Annotated in this window: 32 protein-coding genes and 2 pseudogenes; 27 read left to right on the forward strand and 7 right to left on the reverse strand. The window is 67.4% G+C overall.

What is annotated here, in order from left to right:
• The 15 genes and pseudogenes from tuf to FHT32_RS34555 form a co-directional block, all read left to right on the forward strand.
• A pseudogene (gene tuf / locus FHT32_RS34485) lies at positions 1–168 on the forward strand (elongation factor Tu); the annotation flags it as partial.
• A gap of 25 nt (positions 169–193) precedes the next feature.
• Positions 194–508: a 30S ribosomal protein S10 gene (gene rpsJ, locus FHT32_RS34490; protein ID WP_007838118.1), complete on the forward strand. Its 315-nt coding sequence runs from the start codon at positions 194–196 to the stop codon at positions 506–508.
• A gap of 152 nt (positions 509–660) precedes the next feature.
• A complete protein-coding gene (locus tag FHT32_RS34495) occupies positions 661–2259 on the forward strand; it encodes a hypothetical protein (RefSeq protein WP_176669030.1) in 1599 nt (532 codons plus the stop codon).
• A 25-nt stretch (positions 2260–2284) separates the two neighbouring features.
• Positions 2285–2824 carry a hypothetical protein gene (locus FHT32_RS34500; protein ID WP_176669031.1) on the forward strand — a complete coding sequence of 180 codons (540 nt, stop codon included), beginning with the start codon at positions 2285–2287 and terminating at the stop codon, positions 2822–2824.
• A 235-nt stretch (positions 2825–3059) separates the two neighbouring features.
• Complete coding sequence (rplC, locus tag FHT32_RS34505) at positions 3060–3737, forward strand: 50S ribosomal protein L3 (protein ID WP_176669032.1); 678 nt, start codon at positions 3060–3062, stop codon at positions 3735–3737.
• Positions 3737–4357, forward strand: coding sequence for a 50S ribosomal protein L4 (gene rplD, locus FHT32_RS34510; protein ID WP_019657681.1), 621 nt, complete (start codon positions 3737–3739; stop codon positions 4355–4357). The genes rplC and rplD overlap by 1 nt, the downstream gene beginning before the upstream one ends.
• Positions 4354–4689: a 50S ribosomal protein L23 gene (gene rplW / locus FHT32_RS34515; protein WP_126025407.1), complete on the forward strand. Its 336-nt coding sequence runs from the start codon at positions 4354–4356 to the stop codon at positions 4687–4689. The genes rplD and rplW overlap by 4 nt, the downstream gene beginning before the upstream one ends.
• Before the next feature lie 2 nt (positions 4690–4691).
• A complete protein-coding gene (gene rplB, locus FHT32_RS34520; protein WP_176669033.1) occupies positions 4692–5516 on the forward strand; it encodes a 50S ribosomal protein L2 in 825 nt (274 codons plus the stop codon).
• A 10-nt stretch (positions 5517–5526) separates the two neighbouring features.
• Positions 5527–5805 carry a 30S ribosomal protein S19 gene (gene rpsS, locus FHT32_RS34525; protein ID WP_007838132.1) on the forward strand — a complete coding sequence of 93 codons (279 nt, stop codon included), beginning with the start codon at positions 5527–5529 and terminating at the stop codon, positions 5803–5805.
• Between the two features lie 9 nt (positions 5806–5814).
• Complete coding sequence (gene rplV, locus FHT32_RS34530) at positions 5815–6147, forward strand: 50S ribosomal protein L22 (protein WP_019657678.1); 333 nt, start codon at positions 5815–5817, stop codon at positions 6145–6147.
• A 17-nt stretch (positions 6148–6164) separates the two neighbouring features.
• Positions 6165–7079 (forward strand): 30S ribosomal protein S3, encoded by a 915-nt coding sequence (gene rpsC / locus FHT32_RS34535; protein ID WP_093057771.1) that lies wholly within the window; start codon positions 6165–6167, stop codon positions 7077–7079.
• A 52-nt stretch (positions 7080–7131) separates the two neighbouring features.
• Complete coding sequence (gene rplP / locus FHT32_RS34540; RefSeq protein WP_007838137.1) at positions 7132–7548, forward strand: 50S ribosomal protein L16; 417 nt, start codon at positions 7132–7134, stop codon at positions 7546–7548.
• Between the two features lie 52 nt (positions 7549–7600).
• Positions 7601–7810 (forward strand): 50S ribosomal protein L29, encoded by a 210-nt coding sequence (rpmC, locus tag FHT32_RS34545; protein ID WP_026346743.1) that lies wholly within the window; start codon positions 7601–7603, stop codon positions 7808–7810.
• A gap of 9 nt (positions 7811–7819) precedes the next feature.
• Positions 7820–8089: a 30S ribosomal protein S17 gene (rpsQ, locus tag FHT32_RS34550; RefSeq protein WP_015867662.1), complete on the forward strand. Its 270-nt coding sequence runs from the start codon at positions 7820–7822 to the stop codon at positions 8087–8089.
• Positions 8090–8171: 82 nt separating this feature from the next.
• Entirely contained in the window at positions 8172–8678 is a 507-nt protein-coding gene (locus FHT32_RS34555) for a peroxiredoxin (protein WP_176669034.1), read from the forward strand.
• Between the two features lie 10 nt (positions 8679–8688).
• Here the strand turns inward: FHT32_RS34555 and FHT32_RS34560 are convergent, their stop codons facing one another.
• Positions 8689–9276: a GNAT family N-acetyltransferase gene (locus FHT32_RS34560; RefSeq protein ID WP_176669035.1), complete on the reverse strand. Its 588-nt coding sequence runs from the start codon at positions 9274–9276 to the stop codon at positions 8689–8691.
• Positions 9273–9983, reverse strand: coding sequence for a cytochrome b/b6 domain-containing protein (locus FHT32_RS34565; RefSeq protein ID WP_176669036.1), 711 nt, complete (start codon positions 9981–9983; stop codon positions 9273–9275). The genes FHT32_RS34560 and FHT32_RS34565 overlap by 4 nt, the downstream gene beginning before the upstream one ends.
• 161 nt (positions 9984–10144) lie before the next feature.
• Here FHT32_RS34565 and FHT32_RS34570 point away from each other — a divergent pair, with 161 nt between their 5' ends.
• Positions 10145–10591 carry a cytochrome c gene (locus FHT32_RS34570; RefSeq protein ID WP_176669037.1) on the forward strand — a complete coding sequence of 149 codons (447 nt, stop codon included), beginning with the start codon at positions 10145–10147 and terminating at the stop codon, positions 10589–10591.
• A gap of 157 nt (positions 10592–10748) precedes the next feature.
• On the opposite strand, the gene FHT32_RS34575 is transcribed toward FHT32_RS34570, so the two are convergent.
• Positions 10749–11246: a TlpA disulfide reductase family protein gene (locus FHT32_RS34575; protein WP_019657670.1), complete on the reverse strand. Its 498-nt coding sequence runs from the start codon at positions 11244–11246 to the stop codon at positions 10749–10751.
• 99 nt (positions 11247–11345) lie between these two features.
• On the opposite strand from FHT32_RS34575, the gene FHT32_RS34580 reads away from it, so the two are divergent.
• From FHT32_RS34580 to FHT32_RS34630, 11 genes are all read left to right on the forward strand, one after another.
• Positions 11346–11894: a hypothetical protein gene (locus tag FHT32_RS34580; RefSeq protein ID WP_176669038.1), complete on the forward strand. Its 549-nt coding sequence runs from the start codon at positions 11346–11348 to the stop codon at positions 11892–11894.
• A 187-nt stretch (positions 11895–12081) separates the two neighbouring features.
• Positions 12082–12537, forward strand: a complete 456-nt coding sequence (locus FHT32_RS34585; RefSeq protein ID WP_176669039.1) for a PTS sugar transporter subunit IIA — start codon at positions 12082–12084, stop codon at positions 12535–12537.
• Positions 12506–12775, forward strand: coding sequence for an HPr family phosphocarrier protein (locus FHT32_RS34590; RefSeq protein WP_125952634.1), 270 nt, complete (start codon positions 12506–12508; stop codon positions 12773–12775). Before FHT32_RS34585 ends, FHT32_RS34590 begins: the two co-directional genes overlap by 32 nt.
• A gap of 146 nt (positions 12776–12921) precedes the next feature.
• Entirely contained in the window at positions 12922–14733 is a 1812-nt protein-coding gene (ptsP, locus tag FHT32_RS34595) for a phosphoenolpyruvate--protein phosphotransferase (RefSeq protein ID WP_176669040.1), read from the forward strand.
• Between the two features lie 211 nt (positions 14734–14944).
• Positions 14945–15319 carry a DUF4148 domain-containing protein gene (locus FHT32_RS34600; protein ID WP_176669041.1) on the forward strand — a complete coding sequence of 125 codons (375 nt, stop codon included), beginning with the start codon at positions 14945–14947 and terminating at the stop codon, positions 15317–15319.
• A gap of 134 nt (positions 15320–15453) precedes the next feature.
• Positions 15454–15918, forward strand: a complete 465-nt coding sequence (locus tag FHT32_RS34605; protein ID WP_125952631.1) for a Spy/CpxP family protein refolding chaperone — start codon at positions 15454–15456, stop codon at positions 15916–15918.
• 112 nt (positions 15919–16030) lie between these two features.
• A complete protein-coding gene (locus FHT32_RS35265) occupies positions 16031–16414 on the forward strand; it encodes a DUF4260 domain-containing protein (RefSeq protein WP_371132320.1) in 384 nt (127 codons plus the stop codon).
• Positions 16411–16815, forward strand: coding sequence for a hypothetical protein (locus FHT32_RS34615; protein ID WP_371132321.1), 405 nt, complete (start codon positions 16411–16413; stop codon positions 16813–16815). Before FHT32_RS35265 ends, FHT32_RS34615 begins: the two co-directional genes overlap by 4 nt.
• Before the next feature lie 50 nt (positions 16816–16865).
• Entirely contained in the window at positions 16866–17561 is a 696-nt protein-coding gene (locus FHT32_RS34620) for a response regulator transcription factor (protein ID WP_176669043.1), read from the forward strand.
• A 29-nt stretch (positions 17562–17590) separates the two neighbouring features.
• Positions 17591–18973, forward strand: coding sequence for a HAMP domain-containing sensor histidine kinase (locus FHT32_RS34625; RefSeq protein ID WP_176669044.1), 1383 nt, complete (start codon positions 17591–17593; stop codon positions 18971–18973).
• A gap of 141 nt (positions 18974–19114) precedes the next feature.
• A complete protein-coding gene (locus FHT32_RS34630) occupies positions 19115–20158 on the forward strand; it encodes an NADP-dependent oxidoreductase (protein WP_176669045.1) in 1044 nt (347 codons plus the stop codon).
• Positions 20159–20197: 39 nt separating this feature from the next.
• On the opposite strand, the gene FHT32_RS34635 is transcribed toward FHT32_RS34630, so the two are convergent.
• From FHT32_RS34635 to FHT32_RS35270, 4 genes and pseudogenes are all read right to left on the reverse strand, one after another.
• On the reverse strand, positions 20198–20515 hold the full coding sequence (locus FHT32_RS34635) for a hypothetical protein (RefSeq protein WP_176669046.1): 318 nt from the start codon (positions 20513–20515) through the stop codon (positions 20198–20200).
• Between the two features lie 107 nt (positions 20516–20622).
• Entirely contained in the window at positions 20623–21465 is an 843-nt protein-coding gene (locus FHT32_RS34640; protein WP_176669047.1) for a DMT family transporter, read from the reverse strand.
• 84 nt (positions 21466–21549) lie between these two features.
• Positions 21550–22245, reverse strand: a complete 696-nt coding sequence (locus tag FHT32_RS34645) for an AraC family transcriptional regulator (protein WP_176669048.1) — start codon at positions 22243–22245, stop codon at positions 21550–21552.
• 53 nt (positions 22246–22298) lie between these two features.
• A pseudogene (locus FHT32_RS35270) lies at positions 22299–22454 on the reverse strand (citrate transporter); the annotation flags it as partial.

The raw sequence follows: 22454 nt of genomic DNA on the forward strand, positions 1-22454 counted from the left end.
GCGATCGAGCTGCCCAAGGACAAGGAAATGGTCATGCCCGGCGACAACGTCAGCATCACCGTGAAGCTGATCGCTCCGATCGCCATGGAAGAAGGCCTGCGCTTCGCCATCCGCGAAGGCGGCCGCACCGTGGGTTCGGGCGTCGTGGCGAAGATCCTCGACCTGTAATCAAGACGGGAGCAAAGGAATCACCATGGCTACCAAGCAAAAGATCCGCATCCGCCTGAAGGCATTCGACTACAAGCTGATCGACCAGTCGGCCGCTGAAATCGTGGACACCGCCAAGCGCACCGGCGCGATCGTCAAGGGCCCCGTGCCCCTGCCGACCCGCATGAAGCGCTTCGACATCCTGCGTTCGCCGCACGTCAACAAGACGTCGCGCGACCAGCTGGAAATCCGCACGCACCAGCGCCTGATGGACATCGTCGACCCGACCGACAAGACCGTGGACGCGCTGATGAAGCTCGACCTGCCGGCCGGCGTGGACGTCGAGATCAAGCTGCAGTAATCCATTCGGCTTCGAGCCGCAATTGCTGCAAAACCCGCCTGCAGAAATGCAGGCGGGTTTTGTGCTTTATGTCTCACGAATGTGGCATCCTCCTGTGCCGGCCGCCGTCAATGATCGAGGCGCCGGGTAGCTGAAAAGAGGGCAGCACCACCATGAGACACCGTATCTCCTTTGCTTCGAGCCTTGTGGCTTGCATCGCAGCAGCCGCGCTGCTGACCGCCTGTGGCGGTGGAGGAGGGGGCGGCGGCGGTGGCATTCCCTTCTTTCCCATCATCCCGACGGCGCCGGTCACGCTGAGCGGCACGGCCACCTACGAGTCGGTGCCCAATCCCAATGGCCGCCTCGTGTATGCCAGCACCGCGGTCAAGCCGGTGCGCGCAGCCTTCGTCGAGGTGCTCGACGCCGCCAGCGGCAGCCAGCTGGCCACCACTTCCACCGACGACAACGGCGCCTATTCGGCAAGCGTTCCGGGAAACACGAATGTCATCGTCCGCGTGCGTGCCCAGATGACCCGCACCGGAGCGCTCCCGAGCTGGGACGTCACCGTGCGCGACAACACGCAATCGAGCGCCATCTATTCGATGCAGTCGTCGGCGTTCTCCACCGGCACCGCGGCGCTCACCCGCGACCTGCGCGCCGCCAGCGGCTGGGGCGGTTCGAGCTACACGAGCCAGCGCGTGTCGGGGCCGTTCGCCATCATGGATACGGTCTACACCGCGATGCAGAAGGTGCTGACGGCGGCGCCGGCGACGGCGTTTCCGTCGCTGAAGGTGTTCTGGAGCGTCAACAACACGAACGCCAGCGGCAGCATCGCGCAGGGACAGATCGGCACGACCTTCTTCGTCGGCAGGAGCTCGGGCGCCGAGATCTACGTGCTCGGCAAGGAGGACGTGGATACGGACGAATTCGATGCGCCCGTCATCGCGCATGAGTGGGGGCACTACTACCAGGCCTCCTTCAGCCGCGACGACTCGACGGGCGGCGCGCACTCCACCAGCGAGCGTGTCGACCGCCGCCTGGCCTTCTCCGAAGGATGGGGCAACGGCTGGTCGGGCATCGCACTGGGGCGCAGCAACTATGTCGATTCGGGCGGCCCCGGCCAGGCCGAGGGCGGAAGCCTCGATCTCACGAGAGGGCCGACGAACAGCAATCCGGGTTGGTTCAGCGAGTCCTCGATCCAGTCGATCTTCTGGAATCTGAACCAGCAGGTGGGCTTCAAGCCCATCCACGACACGCTGACGAGCACGCTGTTCAGGAGCGGCGCGCCCGTGACCTCGATCCATCCGTTCACGGCGGCGTTCAACTCGGTCGCATCGGGCAACGCGCCGGCGCTGGCGACGCTGCTCGCGGGCCAGAACATCAGCGCGGCATCGAACGACCCCTATGGCGCGCAGGAAAACAACGATGGCGGTACGCCAACCGTGAGCTTTGTGCGGCCGATGTACACGACCGCGGCGGTCGGGGGCTCGGTCACGCAGGCCTGCGTGACGAATGCCGCGGACCCCCCCCCGCGCCAGGGGAACAAGCTCGGAAGCTTCGCCTACCTGCGCTTCACGGTGCCGGCCAGCCGCAACTACCAGGTCACGGTCAGTCCGCCGGCGGGCGCCAGTCCGAACTTCGTGATCTACCGGGGCGGGGTGGTGAGCCGGAATACGAGTACGGTCAGCCTGTCGGCTGGCGACTATGTTCTGGTCGTCAACGATGTCAATAACGCCGCCGCAAGCACCTGCTTCAACGTTTCGATTCAATAAATAGACAGCAGCGAGGAAGGCCGCCATGAACCTCCGTTCCAGCTCGATGATCGCCGCCGCATGCCTGGCGCTTGTAGCCGCATCCGCATGTGCGGACGGCGCGCCGACGCCGCGTACCGCCAAGGGCGCTGCCTCTTCCGGCCATGTCCTGCCCATGACAGCCGCAGCGCGCAAGCCCAACGACTCCGGCGTCTCGATCCAGTACCGGGTCGAGGGCGCGGCCACGGTTGGCCGGGCGATCTCGGTCGTGTTGCAGTTCGACGGCGTGAGCGATCCGGCTGGCGCCACCGCACGCCTGACGACCGACGCAGGCCTGACCCTGGCGACCAGCAGCAATCTGACGCTTCCCGCTGGCAAGAGCACGACCGCGACCGCAACGGTGACAAGCGATCGAGAAGGCCTGGCCTACCTGAACGTCTTCGTCACGCAGAACGGCGCCATGAGCATCGTCGCCATCCCGATCCAGACCGGCGCGAGCGTTCCCGCCATGAAGGCCGCAGGCGAGCTGAAGTCGTCCGCGGAAGGCGAAAAAATCATCTCGCTGCCGGCCAAAGAGCCTAAATAACCCGCAAAACGCCCCATAACGGGGCTTTCAAGGCCTGAAAGCGCCGCAAGACGGACGCTTGCGCCAAGCCCGCAGCGCGGGCTATAATCGCAGGCTCTGCCCTTGTTGCGTCCGCATGGGCGCTATGCGAGCAGAGATTTATCAACCTTCTTCCGCAGTTCGGGGAAGCCCGACAAACGCTGTCGCCAATTGAAGTGGCAGCGGCGAAGGAAGCTTCCATTTTTGGAGAAAACAAATGAGTCTGAGCAACTCCCTCGGGTTGCTGGGCCGCAAGGTGGGGATGATGCGTCTCTTCACCGATGACGGGGACGCAGTTCCCGTCACGGTGGTGGATGTGTCCAACAACCGCGTGACCCAGATCAAGTCCCAAGAGAACGATGGCTACGTCGCCCTGCAGGTGACGTTCGGTTCGCGCAAGGCATCGCGCGTGACCAAGCCCGAAGCCGGCCACCTCGCCAAGGCGGGTGTCGAAGCCGGTGAAATCATCCAGGAATTCCGCGTTACCGCCGATACCGCTGGTCAGCACAAGGCTGGCGGCGTGATCCCGGTGGCAAGCGTCTTCTCCGTGGGCCAGAAGGTGGACGTGCAGGGCACTTCCATCGGCAAGGGCTACGCTGGCACGATCAAGCGTCACAACATGAGCTCGCAGCGCGCGTCGCACGGTAACAGCCGTTCGCACAACGTGCCCGGCTCGATCGGTATGGCGCAGGATCCCGGCCGCGTGTTCCCCGGCAAGCGCATGACGGGCCACCTCGGCGACGTCACCCGCACCACGCAAAACCTCGACGTGATCCGCATCGACGAAGCACGTCAACTGCTGCTCATCAAGGGCGCGATTCCGGGTTCGAAGGGTGGCTTCGTCACCGTGCGTCCCGCCATCAAGGCCAAGCCGCAGGCCCAAGGAGCGAAGTAATGGAACTCGAACTCCTGAACGAACAAGGCCAGGCCGCGTCGAAGTACGACGCCCCCGAGACCGTGTTCGGCCGTGACTACAACGAAGACCTGGTCCACCAGATCGTCGTTGCTTTCCAGGCCAACGCACGCCAAGGCACTCGCGCCCAGAAGGACCGCGAGCAGGTCAAGCACTCGACCAAGAAGCCTTTCAAGCAAAAGGGAACGGGCCGCGCCCGTGCCGGTATGACTTCCTCGCCGCTGTGGCGCGGGGGCGGCCGGATCTTCCCGAACATGCCTGACGAAAACTTCTCGCAGAAGATCAACAAGAAGATGTACCGCGCCGGCATGGCGTCCATCTTCTCGCAGCTCGCTCGCGAAGGCCGTCTGGCCGTGGTCGACTCGATCAAGGTCGACTCGCCCAAGACCAAGCCGCTGGCAGCCCGTTTCAAGGCAATGAATCTCGAGTCCGTGCTCGTGATCGCCGAAGAAGTCGACGAAAACCTGTACCTCGCCTCGCGCAATCTGGTCAACGTTCTCGTGGTCGAACCCCGCTACGCCGATCCGGTGTCGCTGGTTCACTACAAGAAGGTGCTGGTCACCAAGGGTGCCGTCGACAAGCTCAAGGAGATGTTCGCATGAGCCGCGTGAACCCTACCGCCGCTGAACGTACGTTCGACGAAGGCCGACTGATGTCGGTGCTGGTCGCCCCGATCGTGTCCGAGAAGGCTACGATGGTCGGCGAGAAGTCGAACGCTGTCACTTTCAAGGTGCTGCAAGACGCCACCAAGCCCGAGATCAAGGCCGCTGTCGAACTGATGTTCAAGGTCGAAGTCAAGGGCGTGTCGGTGCTCAACACCAAGGGCAAGACCAAGCGCTTCGGCAAGTCCGTCGGCCGCCGCGACAACGTTCGCAAGGCCTATGTGACCCTGAAGGCCGGTCAAGAGCTCAACCTCGTCGGGGAAGGCGCTTAATCATGGCCGTCATCAAGATGAAACCCACTTCGCCGGGCCAGCGCGGCGCGGTGAAGATCTCGCGTGACCACCTGTACAAAGGTGCTCCTCACGCAGCCCTGCTGGAACCCCAGTTCCAGAAGGCCGGCCGCAACAACAACGGCCACATCACGATCCGTCATCGTGGCGGCGGTGCCAAGCACCACTACCGCGTTGTCGACTTCGTGCGCAACAAGGACGGCATCCCGGCCAAGGTCGAACGCATCGAATACGACCCGAACCGCACCGCCCACATCGCTCTGGTCTGCTACGCCGACGGCGAGCGCCGCTACATCATCGCCCCGCGCGGTCTGGAAGCCGGTGCAACGCTGCTGTCGGGCGCCGAAGCCCCGATCCGCGCCGGCAACACGCTGCCGATCCGCAACATCCCGGTGGGTTCGACGATCCACTGCATCGAACTGCAGCCCGGCAAGGGCGCGCAGATCGCCCGTTCGGCCGGTACGTCGGCCACGCTGCTGGCCCGTGAAGGCGTCTACGCCCAGGTCCGCATGCGCTCGGGCGAAGTCCGCCGCATCCACATCGAATGCCGCGCGACCATCGGTGAAGTTGCCAACGAAGAGCACAGCCTGCGCCAGCTCGGCAAGGCCGGTGTGAAGCGTCACATGGGTATTCGCCCGACCGTTCGCGGCGTGGTGATGAACCCGGTCGACCACCCGCACGGTGGTGGCGAAGGCAAGACTGGCGAAGGCCGCCATCCTGTCGACCCGTGGGGCAATCTGACCAAGGGCTATCGCACCCGTAACAACAAGCGCACGCAGGTCTTCATCGTGTCGCGTCGCAAGAAGTAAGGGATAGCCAATGACTCGCTCTCTCAAGAAGGGTCCGTTCGTCGACCACCACCTCGTGGCCAAGGCCGACAAGGCCGTGACGACCAAGGACAAGAAGCCGATCAAGACCTGGTCGCGCCGCTCGATGGTTCTGCCCGAGTTCATCGGTCTGACCATCGCCGTGCACAACGGCAAGCAACACGTGCCTGTGTACATCACCGACCAGATGGTCGGCCACAAGCTCGGCGAATTTGCGCTCACGCGCACGTTCAAGGGGCACCCCGCGGACAAGAAAGTCCAGAAGAAGTAAGGAACGACCATGTCTGAAACACGTGCAGTCCTCCGCGGTGTCCGCCTGTCGGTCGACAAGGGCCGTCTGGTCGCTGACCTGATCCGCGGCAAGAAGGTCGATCAAGCGCTCAACATCCTGCAATTCACGCAGAAGAAGGCCGCTGTGATCGTCAAGAAGGTGCTCGAATCGGCAATCGCCAACGCCGAGCACAACGACGGTGCCGACATCGACGAACTGAAGGTCAAGACCATCTACGTCGAGCAAGGCGCCACGCTCAAGCGCTTCACCGCGCGGGCCAAGGGTCGCGGCAATCGCATCAGCAAGCCCACGTGCCATGTGTACGTGACGGTTGGCAACTAAGAAGGCCTGGAAGAAATATGGGACAGAAAATCCACCCAACCGGGTTCCGCCTTGCGGTCACCCGTAACTGGTCCAGCCGTTGGTACGCAAGCGACCGCGATTTCGCGGGCATGCTGGCCGAAGACATCAAGGTTCGCGAATACCTGAAGAAGAAGCTGAAGAACGCTTCGGTCTCGCGCGTCATGATCGAGCGTCCCGCCAAGAACGCACGCATCACGATCTACTCGGCACGTCCGGGCGTCGTGATCGGCAAGAAGGGCGAAGACATCGAGAACCTCAAGCGCGAACTGGGCAAGCAGCTCGGCGTGCCGGTTGCGGTCAACATCGAAGAAGTGCGCAAGCCCGAAATCGATGCGCAGCTGATCGCCGACAGCATCACGCAGCAGCTCGAGAAGCGGATCATGTTCCGCCGCGCCATGAAGCGCGCCATGCAGAACGCCATGCGTCTGGGTGCCCTGGGCATCAAGATCATGTCGGCTGGCCGCCTGAACGGCATCGAAATCGCACGTACCGAGTGGTACCGCGAAGGCCGCGTGCCGCTGCACACCCTGCGCGCCGACATCGACTACGGCACCTCGGAAGCCAAGACCACCTACGGCGTCATCGGCGTCAAGGTCTGGGTCTACAAGGGCGACACGCTGGGTCGTAACGACCTGCCCGCCGTCGAGACGCCGCGTCCCGAAGAAGAGCGCCGCCCGCGTGGTCCCCGCCGTGATGGCCGCCCTGGTGGCGACCGTCCGGGTTCGGACCGCCGCGGCCCCGGCCCGCGTGCCGGTGCCCGTGGCCCGATCGGTGGCAACACCGCTCCGGCCGATGGCAGCGACAAGCCCGCAGAAGCAACCGGCGGTGCCGGTGCAGACTCGAAACCCGCCGTTAAGCGCGTCCGCAAAGCCGCGCCCGCTGCAGCAGCGGACGGTGCCAAGACCGAGTAATCGGTCGCTCCCGGGCACGCAAGTGCCTGGGGCCCTCACGGAGTAACAAAACATGCTGCAACCTGCACGCAGAAAGTTCCGCAAGGAACAAAAGGGCCGCAACACCGGCATCGCGACCACGGGTAACTCGGTCGCGTTCGGTGACTTCGGTCTCAAATGCACCGACCGCGGCCGCCTCACGGCGCGCCAGATCGAAGCCGCTCGCCGCGCGATTTCGCGTCACGTGAAGCGCGGTGGCCGTATCTGGATCCGCGTGTTCCCGGACAAGCCGATCTCGACCAAGCCCGCCGAAGTGCGGATGGGTAACGGTAAGGGCAACCCCGAGTACTACGTCGCCGAGATCCAGCCCGGCAAGATCGTGTTCGAGATCGTCGGCGTGCCCGAAGAACTCGCTCGCGAAGCGTTCCGCCTGGCCGCCGCCAAGCTGCCGCTGCGCACGACGTTCGTCGCTCGCCAGCTCGGCGCCTGAGAGGAGAACATCCATGGCAACACGTAAGAAGAACACCGCGGCTGCCGCCAAGGTGACGAAGGCCGCAACCCTGCGCACGAAGGACGTCGCAGGCCTGCAAGCCGAAATCAAGGATCTGCAGAAGGCCCATTTCGGCCTGCGCATGCAGAAGGCCACGCAACAGCTGTCGAACACCTCGACGCTGCGCGTGACCCGTCGCGACATCGCGCGCGCCAAGACCATTCTTGCTCAGAAGCAGCAAGAAGCCCAAGCCGCCAAGTAAGGAGTGAACATGACGGAAGCTAAAAAATCCCTCAAGCGCACCTTGATCGGCAAGGTGGTCAGCGACAAGCGTGCCAAGACCGTGACCGTGCTGGTCGAGCGCCGTGTGAAGCACGAGCTCTACGGCAAGATCGTGGCCAAGACGAGCAAGTACCACGCCCATGACGAAAAGGGCGAGTACAAGCTGGGCGACACCATCGAGATCACGGAAAGCCGTCCGATCTCGAAGACCAAGAACTGGGTCGTGACCCGTCTGGTCGAGAAGGCCGTCCTGGTCTGATCAATCATTGGAGCCCCCCGGGGCATCCGATCCGGAAACGGCCCACAATGTGGGCCGTTTTTCTTTTTCAGGAGCACTTTCAATGATCAAAGTCGGCGACACCCTTCCCTTGGCCACCCTGCAGGAATACTCCGAAATCGAGGGCGAAGGCTGCAGCATCGGCCCGAACCCCGTGGACGTGGCCAAGGCAACGGCTGGCAAGACCATCGCGCTGTTCGCGCTGCCCGGCGCCTTCACCCCCACCTGCTCGGCCAAGCACGTGCCCGGCTACGTGCAGCACTTCGACGACTTCAAGGCCGCCGGCGTGGACGAGATCTGGTGCGTGAGCGTGAACGACGCCTTCGTGATGGGTGCCTGGGCGCGCGACCAGAAGACCGGAACCAAGGTGCGCATGCTGGCCGACGGCAGCGCCGACTTCGCGAAGGCCACCGGCCTCACGCTCGACCTGACCGGCCGCGGCATGGGTCTGCGCAGCAACCGCTACTCGATGCTCGTGAAGGACGGCAAGGTCGCCACGCTCAACGTCGAGGCACCGGGCAAGTTCGAAGTGAGCGACGCGGACACGCTGCTGGCCCAGGCCCGCGGCTGAGGCCAGTGGGTCAGAGATCCACTTTTAAGTAATGAGCCCCGGCAACGGGGTTGTGATAGTAGGGCGGTACCTCCACGAAGCCCAGGTCTTCGTAGAGTGCCCGCGCCGACTCCATGTCATCCAGGGTGTCGAGCAGCACGCAGCCATAGCCCGCGCTGCGTGCCGCATCGAGGATCGCCTCCGCCAGCTGGCGGCCGAGCCCCAGGCCGCGGAAGCCGGGGCGCACGTACAGGCGCTTCATTTCGGCCGCGTTCGCGTAGTCCGCGTTGTCCAGCGGGCGCAGCGCGCAGCATCCCGCCACGTGGGCGAGCGTGCCGTCGGCCCGCTTCAGCATCGGCGCCTGGCGCCCGGCGTCTTCCTTCACGTTCGCCGGATCGACCAGTGCAAGAAGCAGCATGCCGCGCGGCTCGGCATATTCGCCGGGCAGCTGGGCCAGCTCGCCGTCGAAATCCTGGAAGCCGAGGTCGATGCCCAGCGAGCCGGCGTAGTCGCGGAAGATCGTGCGCACCGCCTCGATCTCGTGCGCTTCCTCCGGCGTGAGCAGCACCACGGCGGGCACCGCCGACAGCGGCAGGGGGCGTGACACCGAGAAGCTCATACGCGCAGCGAGGAAATCCACCAGGCCACGCCCGCGCACAGCGCGAACAGGACCAGCGCCAGCCAGCGCGAAGCGGCATCGTCGCGGCTCGGCGCCACCTGGCCGCTCTCCGAGGAAACCAGCTTGTCGCCCGTCACCATCGGCCGCACCAGGCGGTGCCGCTTGACCAGCACATAGAACAGCACGGCCAGCACGTGCAGGCTCACGAGCGCGATCACGGTCCATTTGCCCTGTGCCTTGTGCCAGCCGGTGGCCAGGCTCACGACTTCGCCCGAGACGAAGCGGGTGAGCGGCCCCGAGGCGGAGATCTCGTCGTCGGCCATCAGCCCGGTGGCGACCTGCACCGCCAGGATGGCCAGTACCGCGAACACCGACAGCGCGCCCAGCGGCGTATGCCCGATCAGGTGATCCGGATGCGCCCGCCCGCGCAGGTAGGCCGTGAGCGAGCCCGGTCCGTAGATGAAGGCCCCGAAGCGCGACCAGCGCCCGCCCACGAAGCCCCAGAGCACCCGGAACAGCAGCAGCGCGAGCACCGTGTACCCCAGGCGGAAGTGCCATTCCATGGCTGCGTTCAGGCCGGTGCCGATCATGCCGATCACGGCGATGGCCAGCGCCCAGTGGAAAAGGCGCGTCGGCAGGTCCCAGACCCGGGTGCTGGCGCCGGGGCCGGAGGCCGCGCGAAAGGCGGCCACGGAGGAGTCGGTCATCGAGGAAGGCGCGGGGGCGCGATGCTGCGGAAGGCGCAGATTAGCAAAGTCCGGGCCCCGGATTGCTTCGGGTTGTCGCTATGCGCCCGACACCGCCCGCCCCTACACTCGCCCGCAGCGCCGCGCACGACGGCGTTTTTCTCCCACAACGAGGATCCACGATGAACCGATTTGCTTCCCTGGCCGTTGCAGCTGCCTGTGCAGCCGTGACCTTTCCCGCGGCCGCCCAGTTCGCCAAGCCCGAAGACGCCATCAAGTACCGCCAGAGCGCGCTGTTCGTGATGAGCCAGCACTTCGGACGCCTCGGCGCCATGGCCAACGGCCGCGTGCCCTATGACGCTGCCGCTGCCGCGGCCAACGCCGAAGTGGTCGCCGACATGGCCAAGCTCCCCTGGGCAGGCTTCGCCGCCGGCACCGAGGGCGGCAAGGCCAAGCCCGAGATCTGGAAGGAAGACGCCAAGTTCAAGGAGCGCCAGCAGAAGCTGATCGAGGAAACCGGCAAGCTGGTGACCGCCGCCAAGGCCGGCAACATCGACGCGCTCAAGGCCCAGTTCGGCCCGACAGCCGCGAGCTGCAAGGCCTGCCACGACAGCTTCCGCGCGCAGTAAGCCGCGGATCGCGACAAGACAAAAGGGCGCTCCCAAGAGGCGCCCTTTTGTTCATCCAGGGATACCGCGGAACCGGCTCCGCCGGGCCGTCGGTATCGCCCCCGGAAGGGGGTGGCGAAGCGACACGAAGTGCGCGTAGCCTGGGGGAGAGCCAGTTCTAGGCTTCAGCCAGCAGTTTTTCGATGAGCTTGTGCAGTTCGGCGAAATCCGGCTCGCCCACGTATCGCTTCACGATCTCGCCGCGCTTGTTGACCAGGTAAGTGGTCGGCGTGAGCTTCACGTCGCCCCAGGCCTGCGCCACGCTGCCGGTGTTGTCGATCGCCACCTTGAACGGCAGCTTGCGCGTCTGGGCGAAGTTGACGACATAGCTCGGCGGGTCGTAGCTCATGGCCACGGCCAGGGTGTCGTAGCCCTGCGCCTTGTACTTGTCGTAGGTGGCGATGACCTTGGGCATCTCGCCCACGCAGGTCACGCAGCTGGTGGCCCAGAAATTGACCAGGGTGACCTTGCCCTTCAGGTCCGCCGTGCTCTTCTGAGTGCCGTCGAGCAGCACGAAGGTGGAGGCGGGGGCGGCGGTGGCGCCGGAGCCGAGGTACACGCCCACGCCGGTGGCCAATGCGACGACGACGGCGGCTGCAGCGAGGTATTTCTTCATGGCTTCGTGCAAGAGAAGGGCGGCGCGATTTTAGTTCCGCATGCCGGATCGTGCTGGCGACATCCCGCGGGCCCGGCACCGCTCGATAATCGCTGCCCCATGCCGCTTGCTGTCGTCCATTCTTCCCGGCTCGTGCTGGCCGCGGCCGCCCTGCTCGCAGCCTGCAGCCCCGCCTTCAACTGGCGCGAGGTGCCGATCGCCGGGGCCGGCCTGATCGCGATGCTGCCCTGCAAGGCCGACCGCGCCACCCGCGCGCTGCCGCTGGGCTCCGAATCGGTGCAGGTCGACATGACGGGCTGCGAGGCCGGCGGCGCGACCTTCGCCGTCGCGCATGCCTCCGCCAACAGCCCCGAGCAGGCCGAAGCCTGGCTGCGTGCCTGGCAGGCCGCCACGCGCGGCCAGCTGGGCGATGCGCAGGTGGCGGAATCGCGCCCCGGCGTGCAGCGAGCGACCGCTGTGCCCGCCCCGCTGCGGCTCGACGCGAGGCCGCAACAGCAGCCGCAGGGCGGCGCCACGCAGCTGCAGGTGCTCTGGTTCGCCCAGTCGCAGAAGGACGGCACCGTCGCGCTCTACCAGGCCACGGTGCTCGGACGACCTTCCTCGGCCGAGGCGTCGAAGACCTTCTTCGAGGGCCTGAGGCTTCCATGACCGGCGGCATGCCCGCCGCGACGGCACTGCCTGCTATGGTTCTGATAGCTGTCTCGGCTCGCGGCGTGCCTGGCGCGCCCGGCCCGTTTCGCGCGGCACTGTCCGTTTTCCGCGGCTGTCGCGTTATGTCGCATATCTACTTCCACTGGACGCCCCCGCATAATCGACGCGTCGTCCTCCGTCCCGCATGAACAGCATCCTCATCATCGCCCACTCACCGTTCGCGCACGCGATGCGGCAGTGCGCGCTGCATGTGTTTCCCGATTGCGAGCAGGCCATCGTCGCGCTCGACGTGCTGCCCAACGTGTCGCCCGAAGAAACGCTGGCCGCCGCTCGCATCACGCTCGCGCAACAGCTGCACGCGCCGCGCTCGCAGGTGCTGGTGCTGGCTGACGTGTTCGGCGCCACGCCCTGCAACGTGGCGCAGAAGCTGGTGGACGGCGTGCGGTCGCGGCTGGTGGCGGGGGTCAACCTCCCGATGCTGCTGCGTGCCGTCACCTACCGGCACGAACCCCTGGAGACGCTGGTGCAGCGCGCCCTCGCGGGCGGCACCGCGGGCGTCATGCAGGTGGCGGCGGCGGCTCCCCAGAACCAGGCGAAAAGAAAGCACAGTGATCAAGAAATCCGTGACCATCAGCAATAAGCTGGGCCTGCACGCACGCGCGTCGGCCAAGCTGACCAAGCTCGCAGGCAGCTTTCCCTGCGAGGTGTGGCTCTCCCGCGGCGACCGCCGCATCAATGCCAAGAGCATCATGGGCGTGATGATGCTGGCCGCCGGCATCGGCACCACCGTCGAGCTGGAAACCAACGGCCCGCAGGAAGAAGAAGCGATGAACGCCATCGTCCACCTGATGGACGACAAGTTCGGCGAAGGCGAATGAAATGGTTCTCCCCCAGGCTTTTTCACTTCGTGTGAACGCCAACCTCCTCGCCGGGGGCGATGCCGGTCGCCCGGCAAAGCCGGTTCGACGGCATCCCGCGAATTCATGCAAGCACCGCACCCAAAGCGGATCGGGGGACTGAGGGCATGACCTTCGCAGTCCACGGCCTCCCCGTCGCCCGTGGCATTGCCATCGGGCGCGCCGTGCTGGTGGTGTCGAGCCGCATCGACGTGGCCCACTACTTCATCAAGCCCGAGGAGATCGAGTCCGAGATCGACCGCGTGCGCAGCGCGCGCAACGCGGTGGCCGACGAGCTGGCGAAGCTGCAGGCCAACGTCGCGCAGATGGGCCCGAACGATGCACCGCACGAGCTCGCGGCGCTGCTTGAGGTGCACCAGATGCTGCTGCAGGACGAGGCCCTCAGCGGCGGCGTCAAGCACTGGATCAGCGAGCGCCTGTACAACGCCGAATGGGCGCTGACCACGCAGCTGGAGATCATCGCGCGGCAGTTCGACGAGATGGAGGACCCGTACCTGCGCGAGCGCAAGGCCGACCTCGAGCAGGTGGTCGAGCGCCTGCTGCATCGCATGAAGGGCACGGCCGCCGTGCTGGCGCCGAGCCCGCCGCGCCGCAAGCGCGCGGCCGCGCCGGTCGACGACGGCGAAGACAGCGACGACCCCACCGCGGGCGACGGCATCGACGTGCCGCTGGTGCTGATCGCGCACGATCTCTCGCCGGCCGACATGCTGCAGTTCAAGAAGAGCGTGTTCGCCGGCTTCGTCACCGACGTGGGCGGGCGCACCTCGCACACCGCCATCGTGGCGCGCAGCATGGACATCCCGGCGGTGGTCGGCGCGCGCACCGCGAGCCAGCTGGTGCGGCAGGACGACTGGGTCATCATCGACGGCGACGCCGGCGTGGTGATCGTCGACCCGTCGCCGATCATCCTGGCCGAGTACGGCTTCAAGCAGCGCCAGGGCGACCTCGAGCGCGGCCGGCTCGCGCGGCTGCGCCACAAGCCCGCCGTCACGCTCGATGGGCAGCGCGTGGAGCTGCTCGCCAACATCGAGATGCCGGAAGACACCGCGGGCGCCGTCAAAGCCGGCGCCGTGGGCGTGGGCCTCTTCCGCAGCGAGTTCCTCTTCATGGGGCGCGACACGAGCACGCGCCAGACCCGCCTGCCCGACGAGGAAGAGCAATACCAGGCCTACCGGCGCGCGGTGGAGGGCATGCAGGGCATGCCCGTCACCATCCGCACCATCGACGTGGGCGCCGACAAGCCGCTGGACAGCATCTCGGCCAACAAGCAGGAGCACCTGAACCCGGCGCTGGGCCTGCGCGCCATCCGCTGGAGCCTGGCCGATCCGGCGATGTTCCTCACGCAGCTTCGCGCCATCCTGCGCGCGGCGGCGCACGGCGAGATCCACCTGCTCATTCCGATGCTCGCGCACGCGAGCGAGATCCGCCAGACGCTCTCGCTGATCGACTTCGCGCGCACCGAGCTCGACAACCGCGGCGCGGTGTACGGCAACGTGAAGCTCGGCGCGATGATCGAGATTCCCGCTGCCGCGCTCACGCTGCGCATCTTCCTCAAGCACTTCGACTTCCTGTCGATCGGCACCAACGACCTGATCCAGTACACGCTGGCCATCGACCGCGCCGACGAATCGGTGGCGCATCTGTACGACCCGGCGCACCCGGCCGTGCTGCGACTGGTGGCCGACACCATCGCCGAGTGCCGCCGACAGGGCAAGGGCGTGGCCGTGTGCGGTGAGATGGCGGGCGACGTGGCCTTCACGCGCCTGCTGCTGGGGCTGGGCCTGCGCAGCTTCTCGATGCATCCCTCGCGCATCCTCGCGGTCAAGCAGGAAGTGCTGCGCGCCGACACCGGCAAGCTCGAGGCCTGGGCGCAGAGCGTGCTCGACTCCGACGATCCTGCCGCCGCAATGGCGGGCTGATCAGGCTTTTCATTCGGGAAACGCCGCGGAACCGGCTTTGCCGGGCCGCTGGTGTTGCCCCGGTAGCGGTTGGCGCAGCGACACGAAGTGCGCGCAGCCTGGGGGCGGGCTGAAACTTAACGAAACACGCCGAAACTGCGGCGAAAGGACTTGCACACCCCCCGCAAGCACGATCAGGCCTTCTCTTCAACCACTGCAAGAAAGGCCTGAAATGAACTCCATCTCCTTCACCCAGATCGTCGCCGTCGCGTCCTTCGCCATGCTCGCCGCAGCCGGCGCGAAGGCCGAGAGCTACGAGGGCGTGCAGCCCGCCGTGTCGGCCAAGAGCCGCGCCGAGGTCAACGTCGAAGCCGCGCGCACCGCGTCGGCGCCCGACCAGAACGTGGTGCGCGGCTCGCGCGGCGCCGAGACCATGGCCGTGTCGACCGAACGCGCGCGCATCGTCGCCGAAGCCGTGCGCGCGGCCGCCGCGCCCGACCAGAACGTGTCGGCCAGCTCGCGCGTGAACAGCCAAGTCATCTCGACCATGCAGAACCCTGTCGACGCGCGCGCCGCCGCGGCCAACGCCAAGAGCAGCCGCCTGTAAGCGGGCCCGCTTGTCGCCACGCCTGCCGCAATAAAACGAAACACGCCGCAACCGCGGCGAGAGGACTTGGCCCGGTGCGATCCGCACCATGGAGCTTCCTCCTCAACACAACATCAGGAACACAAGGAATCACCATGAAACACTGGATCAAACGCACTCTGTTCGGCTTCGCGGGTGCCGCAATGGTCGCAGGCAGCATCGCCGGCTGCAGCAGCTACCGACACGGCTGGGGCGGCGACAGCGCCGAGTTCCGCGCGAAGATGGTCGAGCGCGTGGGCAGCAAGCTCGAACTCGACGCCAACCAGAAGCAGAAGCTCACGGTGCTGGCCGAGAAGCTGCAGGCGCAGCGCGAGGCCATGCGAGGTGCCGGCGGCTCGGGCGATCCGCGCTCGCAGTTCAAGGCGCTGTTCGCGGGCAACAAGCTCGACCAGGCCGGCGCCGCCCGCCTGATCGACGAGAAGACCACGGCCGTGCGCAACGGCAGCCCCGAGATCATCGCGGCCGCCGCAGACTTCTACGACAACCTGAACGCCGCGCAGCAGCAGAAGGTGCGCGACTTCATGGAACGTGGCGGCCGCCGCTGGAGCCGTCATGGCTAGGGCTGGCTCACCCCCAGGCTTCGCGCACTCCGTGTCGCTTCGCCTCCCCCCTCTCCGGGGGCGACACCAGTGGACCGGCGAAGCCGGTTCCACGGTGTCTCCCGAAGGAGCCGTGACGGTAGCTACGGGCGGCGTGCGCACGCTGCTGCGCCTCGAAGGCGCGGTGGTGCTGGGCGTGGCGCTGGCCGCCTACGCCCAGTTCGGCGCGGGCTGGGGCGTGTTCGCGCTCTGGCTGCTCGCGCCCGATCTCTCGCTGCTGGGCTACCTCGCGGGTTCGCGCACGGGCGCGGCGCTCTACAACGCGGCGCATTCGTACGTCGGCCCGGTACTGCTGCTGGCGCTCGGCGTTCTCGCGGCGATGCCGTGGGCGGTGGCGGGCAGCCTGATCTGGCTGGCCCACATCGGCATGGACCACGCGCTGGGCTACGGGCTCAAGTACGCGAGCGGCTTCGCCGCCACGCACCTGGGCCGCATCGGCAAGGCGGATCCGTGGTGAGCGACAAGTACATGAGCCACGACCCCACCGCCTCGCATGCCGTGCACGCGCCGGCCGCGCGCGCATGGATGCTGACCGAGGCACTCACGCTGGGCATCGCGTCGACGGTGCACGCCGGTTTGCTCCTGCCCGGCTACGCGCACCCGGCGGCGCGCACCGCGGAGGCGGTGATCGCCACCGTGCTGGTGCTGGCCTCGGTGGAGACCTGGCTGCGACCGCACCATGCGCGCCGCGCGGCCATCTTCGGCCAGGGCTTCGCGCTGCTGGGCACGCTGGTCGGCCTTGGCACCATAGTCGCTGGCATCGGTCCGCGCACGGTGCCCGACGTGGTCTATCACGCGCTGCTGCTTTCCACTCTCGTGGCGGGCCTGACCTGGGCGGTGCGATGCCGGCGGGTCTGATGGTCAGCGAGGTCATTCGCCACTTTCTCGTCCGGAGGCACAATCCCGCCATGCCGCGCATCCTGCTGATCGACGACGACGAGCATCTCGCCGCGCCGCTGACCACCTACTTCGCACGCTTCGGCTGCACGCTCGAAAGCGCCGTGCGCCCGAGCGAGGGGCTGGCCAGGCTGCGCGCGGGCACCTACGACGCGGCCATCCTCGACGTGATGCTGCCCGAGATGGACGGTTTCGCGCTGTGCCGCGAGATCCGCAAGGAAAGCGACATTCCCATCGTGATGCTCACCGCCCGCGGCGAAGTGATGGACCGCGTGGTCGGCCTGGAGCTCGGCGCCGACGACTACGTGCCCAAGCCCTTCGAGCCGCGCGAACTGGTGGCGCGCGTGCAGACCATCCTGCGCCGCCAGCGCAGCGCGCCGCAGGCGGCAGCCGGCGGCACGCAGTACCGCGTGTTCGACGGCCTGTCGATCGACCTCGACCGGCGACAGGTGCTGCGCCACGGCGAGCGCGTGGAACTCACCGGCACCGAGTTCGAGCTGCTCGCGCTGCTGGCGGCCGAGCCCGGCAAGGTGTTCAGCCGCGACGACATCCTCAACCGCCTGCGCGGCCACGAGGCCGAGCTCTACACGCGCGCGGTCGACATCGTGGTGAGCCGGCTGCGCAAGAAGCTCGAGCCGCTGGACTGCATCAAGACGCTGCGCAACGCGGGCTATGCGCTGGCGGTGGCCCGCAGCGAGCCTGCATGAATTTCGGCCGAAGCAGGGAGTCCCGCAGGATGCGGTGGCGCGGCGAGGAGTGCCGCGACGAGATGACGCGCGGCGACTGGCACGCCAAGTGGCACGCGCGCTGGAATGAGAAGGTGCAGGGCAAGCGCCGCTGGCGACGTTCGCTGCGCGTGCGGCTGGTGCTGATGTTCGTGCTGCTCGCGCTGGTGATGGCGGCCGTCTTCATGGGCGGCATGAAGAAGTCGTTCTCCACCGGCTGGGCCGAGGCCGCCAAGCCGATGCTGACCGACTACGCCGACCGCCTCGTGGCCGAGATCGGCACCCCGCCCGACGTGGCGCGCGCGCAGGCGCTGGTGGCGCGGCTGCCGATCACCATCCGCATCGTCGGCCCCAAGGTCAACTGGGATTCCAACCCCGGCGGCGCGAGCAGCCCCGGCGGCTGGATGCACGACCGCGAAGACGTCTTCGGCGGCGACAAATGGTTCATCCGCCCCACGGCCGACGGGCATCGGGTGATCTTCGGCTGGTCGCCCAAGCTCTGGCAGCTGGCGCCGCGCGTCATCGGCTGGGCCACGCTGGGCCTGCTGCTGTCGTGCGTGCTGCTGGGCTATGCCTACGTGAGCCGGTTGCTGCGACCGCTGATCGACATCCGCGAGGGCGCGCAGCGCTTCGGCCGCGGCGAGTTCACGCAGCCCATTCCGGTGCGCCGCAACGACGACCTGGGCGACCTCGCCGAGCGCATCAACACCATGGCCGAGGACATCCAGGCCATGCTCGACGCCAAGCGCGGGCTGCTGCTGGCGCTGAGCCATGAGCTGCGCTCGCCGCTCACGCGCGCCCGTCTCAACGCCGAGCTGCTGCCGGCCACGCCCGAGGGGCAGGCCGAGCGCGACGCGCTGCTGCGCGACCTCAACGAGATGCGTGACCTCATCAGCGACCTGCTGGAGAGCGAGCGCCTCGCGAGTCCGCACGTGGCGCTGCAGCGGGAGCCCGTCGACCTGGCGGCGCTGATCCGCGAAATCGTGGCCGAGATGCCCGGCGCCGAGCACGTGCACCTCGACCTGGCCGAGGGCCTGCCGCCGCACGCGGTGGACCGCATGCGCATCCGCCTGCTGGTGCGCAACCTGCTGGACAACGCGCTGCGCTACAGCGCCGATGCGCCCCGGCCGCCGTGCGTTTCGCTGCGCGCCGCGCTCGACGGCAGCAGCCAGGGCGCGGAGATCGAGGTGCGCGACCACGGCCCCGGCGTGGACGAGGAGCAGCTCGAACGCCTGACCGAACCCTTCTACCGCACCGACGGCGCCCGGGCGCGCGCCACTGGCGGCGTGGGTCTGGGCATGTACCTGTGCCGGCTGATCGCCGAGGCGCACGGCGGCAAGCTCACGCTGCGCAATGCGCACCCGGGGCTGCAGATCGTCGTCAGGCTGACCTGAGGGGCCGGCGGCTCCGCCGCCGCCTTGCGTGTCACCTGCGCTACCAGCCCGGCCCGAGCCCGCGACTACGATGCAGGCGCCCCCGAGCGAGCGCCCGAGCGCCCGCCAAGCCCCTCATCCAAGGTCAAGGAGACAGACACCATGAGCACCCCACTCACCAACCACCAGGTCCGCCTCGCCAAGCGCCCCGAGGGCACGGCCACCCGCGAGAACTGGAAGTTCACCACCGAGCCCGTCGGCGAGCCGGCCGAGGGCGGCGTGCTCGTCAAGACGCTGTCTCTGTCGCTCGACCCCGCCATGCGCGGCTGGCTCAACGACGCCAAGAGCTACATCCCGCCCGTGGGCATCGACGAAGTGATGCGCGCCGGCGGCGTCGGCCGCGTCATCGCCTCGAAGAACCCGCAGTTCGCCGTGGGCGACACCGTCTACGGCACGCTGGGCGTGCAGGAATACATCCTCATTCCAGGCGACCAGGTCAAGCGCAACGGCCTGGTGAAGATCGACCTGGGCGTGGGCACCATCACCCAGTGGCTCAACGTGCTGGGCATGCCCGGCATGACCGGCTACTTCGGCCTGATGGACGTGGGCATGCCCAAGCCGGGCGAGACGGTGGTGGTTTCGGGCGCGGCCGGCGCGGTCGGCCAGACCGTGGGCCAATTGGCCAAGATCAAGGGCTGCCGCGTGGTCGGCATCGCCGGCGGCCAGGCCAAGTGCGACTGGGTGGTGAAGGAGCTGGGTTTCGACGCCTGCATCGACTACAAGGCCGGCGCCGCCGCAGTGCGCGAGGGCCTGAAGACGCACTGCCCGAAGGGTGTGGACATCTACTTCGACAACGTCGGCGGCGAGATCCTCGACATGGTGCTGGCGCGGCTCGCGCGCAAGGCCCGCATCATCATCTGCGGCGCCATCAGCCAGTACAACAACGCCAACAGCATGCCCTCGGCGGGCCCGAGGAACTACCTGAGCCTGCTGGTGAACCGCGCCCGCATGGAAGGCATCGTGGTGTTCGACTACGCCGACCGGTACCACATCGCCATCGCCGAGATGGCCGGCTACCTGAAAGATGGGCGCATGAAGAGCAAGGAAGACGTGGTGAAGGGGCTCGATACCTTCCCCGAGTCGCTGAACAAGCTCTTCGCGGGCGAGAACTTCGGCAAGCTGGTGCTGCAGGTCGCCGAGGACTAGTCGAGTCGCAGGTCGGGCCGCCGGAGGCGGCGCTCCGGCTCAGCCCAGGTCGGGCCGCATCGGGATGTCGCCCAACGCGTCGTCCTCGCGCAGGCTGCGGGCGGCCTTCAGCAATTCGATCGACAGGCCGTCGCCGTGGCCGGCGAAGCCCCGGGCGATGCCCTCGAGCACCGTCGACAGGCCGGCTTCGCCGTCGTTGCGCGCATCCATGCTGATGTTGAGCACCCGGGCCGCCATCTGGCGGTAGGTGACGGCGCCCGCGCCCTCCAGCGCGGCCACCAGGTCGAGGTACAGCGCCAGGTTCAGGTCGAACACCAGCTTTGGCGTGATCTCGAAATCCCTGTTCTTGTCGTCCATGTGGGTTGGCTCCTTTTTCCTGAGCCTCCACTCTAGCCAGAAAAGATGAAGGCGCGCCGTCGGATACAGCCTGATTCAGCGTGCCCGCATTGCCGCGATCGTCACGATCAACGTGCGCGCGTGCCCATGATCGCCGCCGAGATGATCAGCCAGGCCGCCAGCACGATGGTCCAGGTCAGCGGCCGGCCGGTCACGAACATCAGCAGCGCCGTCGAGCCCAGCGGCGTGATGTAGCTCAGGATGCCGATCTGCCGCGCGTCGCCGCGCTTGAGCGCCATGTCCCACACGAAGAAGGCCGCGCCCAGCGGGCCGAGGCCGCACAGCACCAGCAGCAGCCAGTCGCGCCCCGACAGCGACACCGACGGTTCCAGCACCGCGTGGCAGGCCAGCGAGAGCGCGCCCGAGACCAGCCCGAACAGGCCGATCGCCGAGGTCGGGAAGGCCGGCACGCGCTTCGTCCACAGCGAATAGCTCGCCCACACGAAGGCCGAGGCCAGCGCCGGCACGAAGCCCCAGTACCCCGCGGCGGAAGCGCCCTCGCCCCCGCCTGCGCCCAGGATCGCCGCTGCCGCGCCGCCAAAACCCAGCAGCCCGGCCACCAGGTGCAGCGGCCGCAGCGACACGCCTGGCAGCAGCACCGGCGCCAGCACCACCATCAGCAGCGGCCAGAGGTAGTTGACCAGGTTGGCCTCCACCGGCGGCGCGTAGCGCAGCGCGATGAACAGCAGGAAGTGATAGCCGAATAGCCCGTAGATGCCCAGCGCCAGCGTGCGCGGCGGCACCTTCCAGGCAGAGCGGTCGCGCAGCACCAGCGGCCAGCTCGGCACGCTGCCGATGATGAGCGCCAGCCCGGTGAGCAGGAAGGGTGGCAGGTGGGACAGGGACGTGCCCAGCGAGGCGAGCGTGGTCCACAGGGCGATGGCGATCAGTGCGTAGGCGGTCGATGGCATGGACGGCGAGGCTACGCGATGCGGTCGTCGCGCAATGACGGTCCGTCGTCGCGAAACGACGGTTCGGGTTTTGCAGGGAGAAAGTCAGCGCCGAAGGGCCGCCGTCAGCGCCGATGGCGACCGATACCCCGTGCGCCGCGCCGTCTCCGCCACGCTCATGCCGCCCAGCCGCAGCTCGCGCGCATGCGCCAGCCGCAGCGAGCGCAGCCACTGCATCGCGCCCATGCCCTGTTCGTCGCGGCAGCGCTGGGCGAACTGGCTGGGGCTCAGGCAGGCGATCTCCGCCAGGTCGGCCACGGCCAGCGGCTGGTGCCAGCGGGCGCGGGCCCAGTCGGTGAGCAGGGGCCAGTCGATGCGGCGGCGGCGCGATTCGGCAGAGGACGCCGGCGACGGGCTCCAGGCCTCCAGCAGCAGCGCCGGACCGTGCTGCAACGCCAGCGCCGACGCCTGCGGCTGCTTCATGCATTGCGCCAGGTAGCGCGCCAGCGCGTGCAATTGCAGCGAGCCGGGCGGTGCGCGCTCGGCGCATCGGGCCCATGCGGGCTGCGTGGTGTCGAGCACCAGACACACGGCGCCGTGCCTGCGGGCGCTGAAGTCGTGCCGGTCTCCCGGCGCCACCACCTGCGCCTCGCCGGCTGCGATGCCGGCGCCTCGGCCTTCCACCTCGATCTCGAGCACGCCGCGCAGGCCGATCAGCACCTGGAAATGGTCGTGCGCGTGGCTGCCGTGCGAGTGGCCGTAGTCGCGCAGGGCCAGGGTGTGCGTGGCGGGCGTGTGCATTGAAGGGGACAGTGCGGAAGAACTGGCGATTTTCCGCCTGCCTTCTGCCGCTGTCACCCCAGCCGCAGCAGCACCGCCGAGGCTGCACAGACGATCAGGAACGGAATGCTGATGCGATGGAACTCGCTCAGCCCGTTCGGCAGTTTCGCCAGCCGCAGCGCGATCAGGTTGGCCAGCGAGCCCAGCACGCAGCCGAAGCCGCCTACGCT

The organism is Variovorax sp. SG517 (assembly GCF_013376045.1).
Classification (GTDB): Bacteria; Pseudomonadota; Gammaproteobacteria; order Burkholderiales; family Burkholderiaceae_C; genus Variovorax.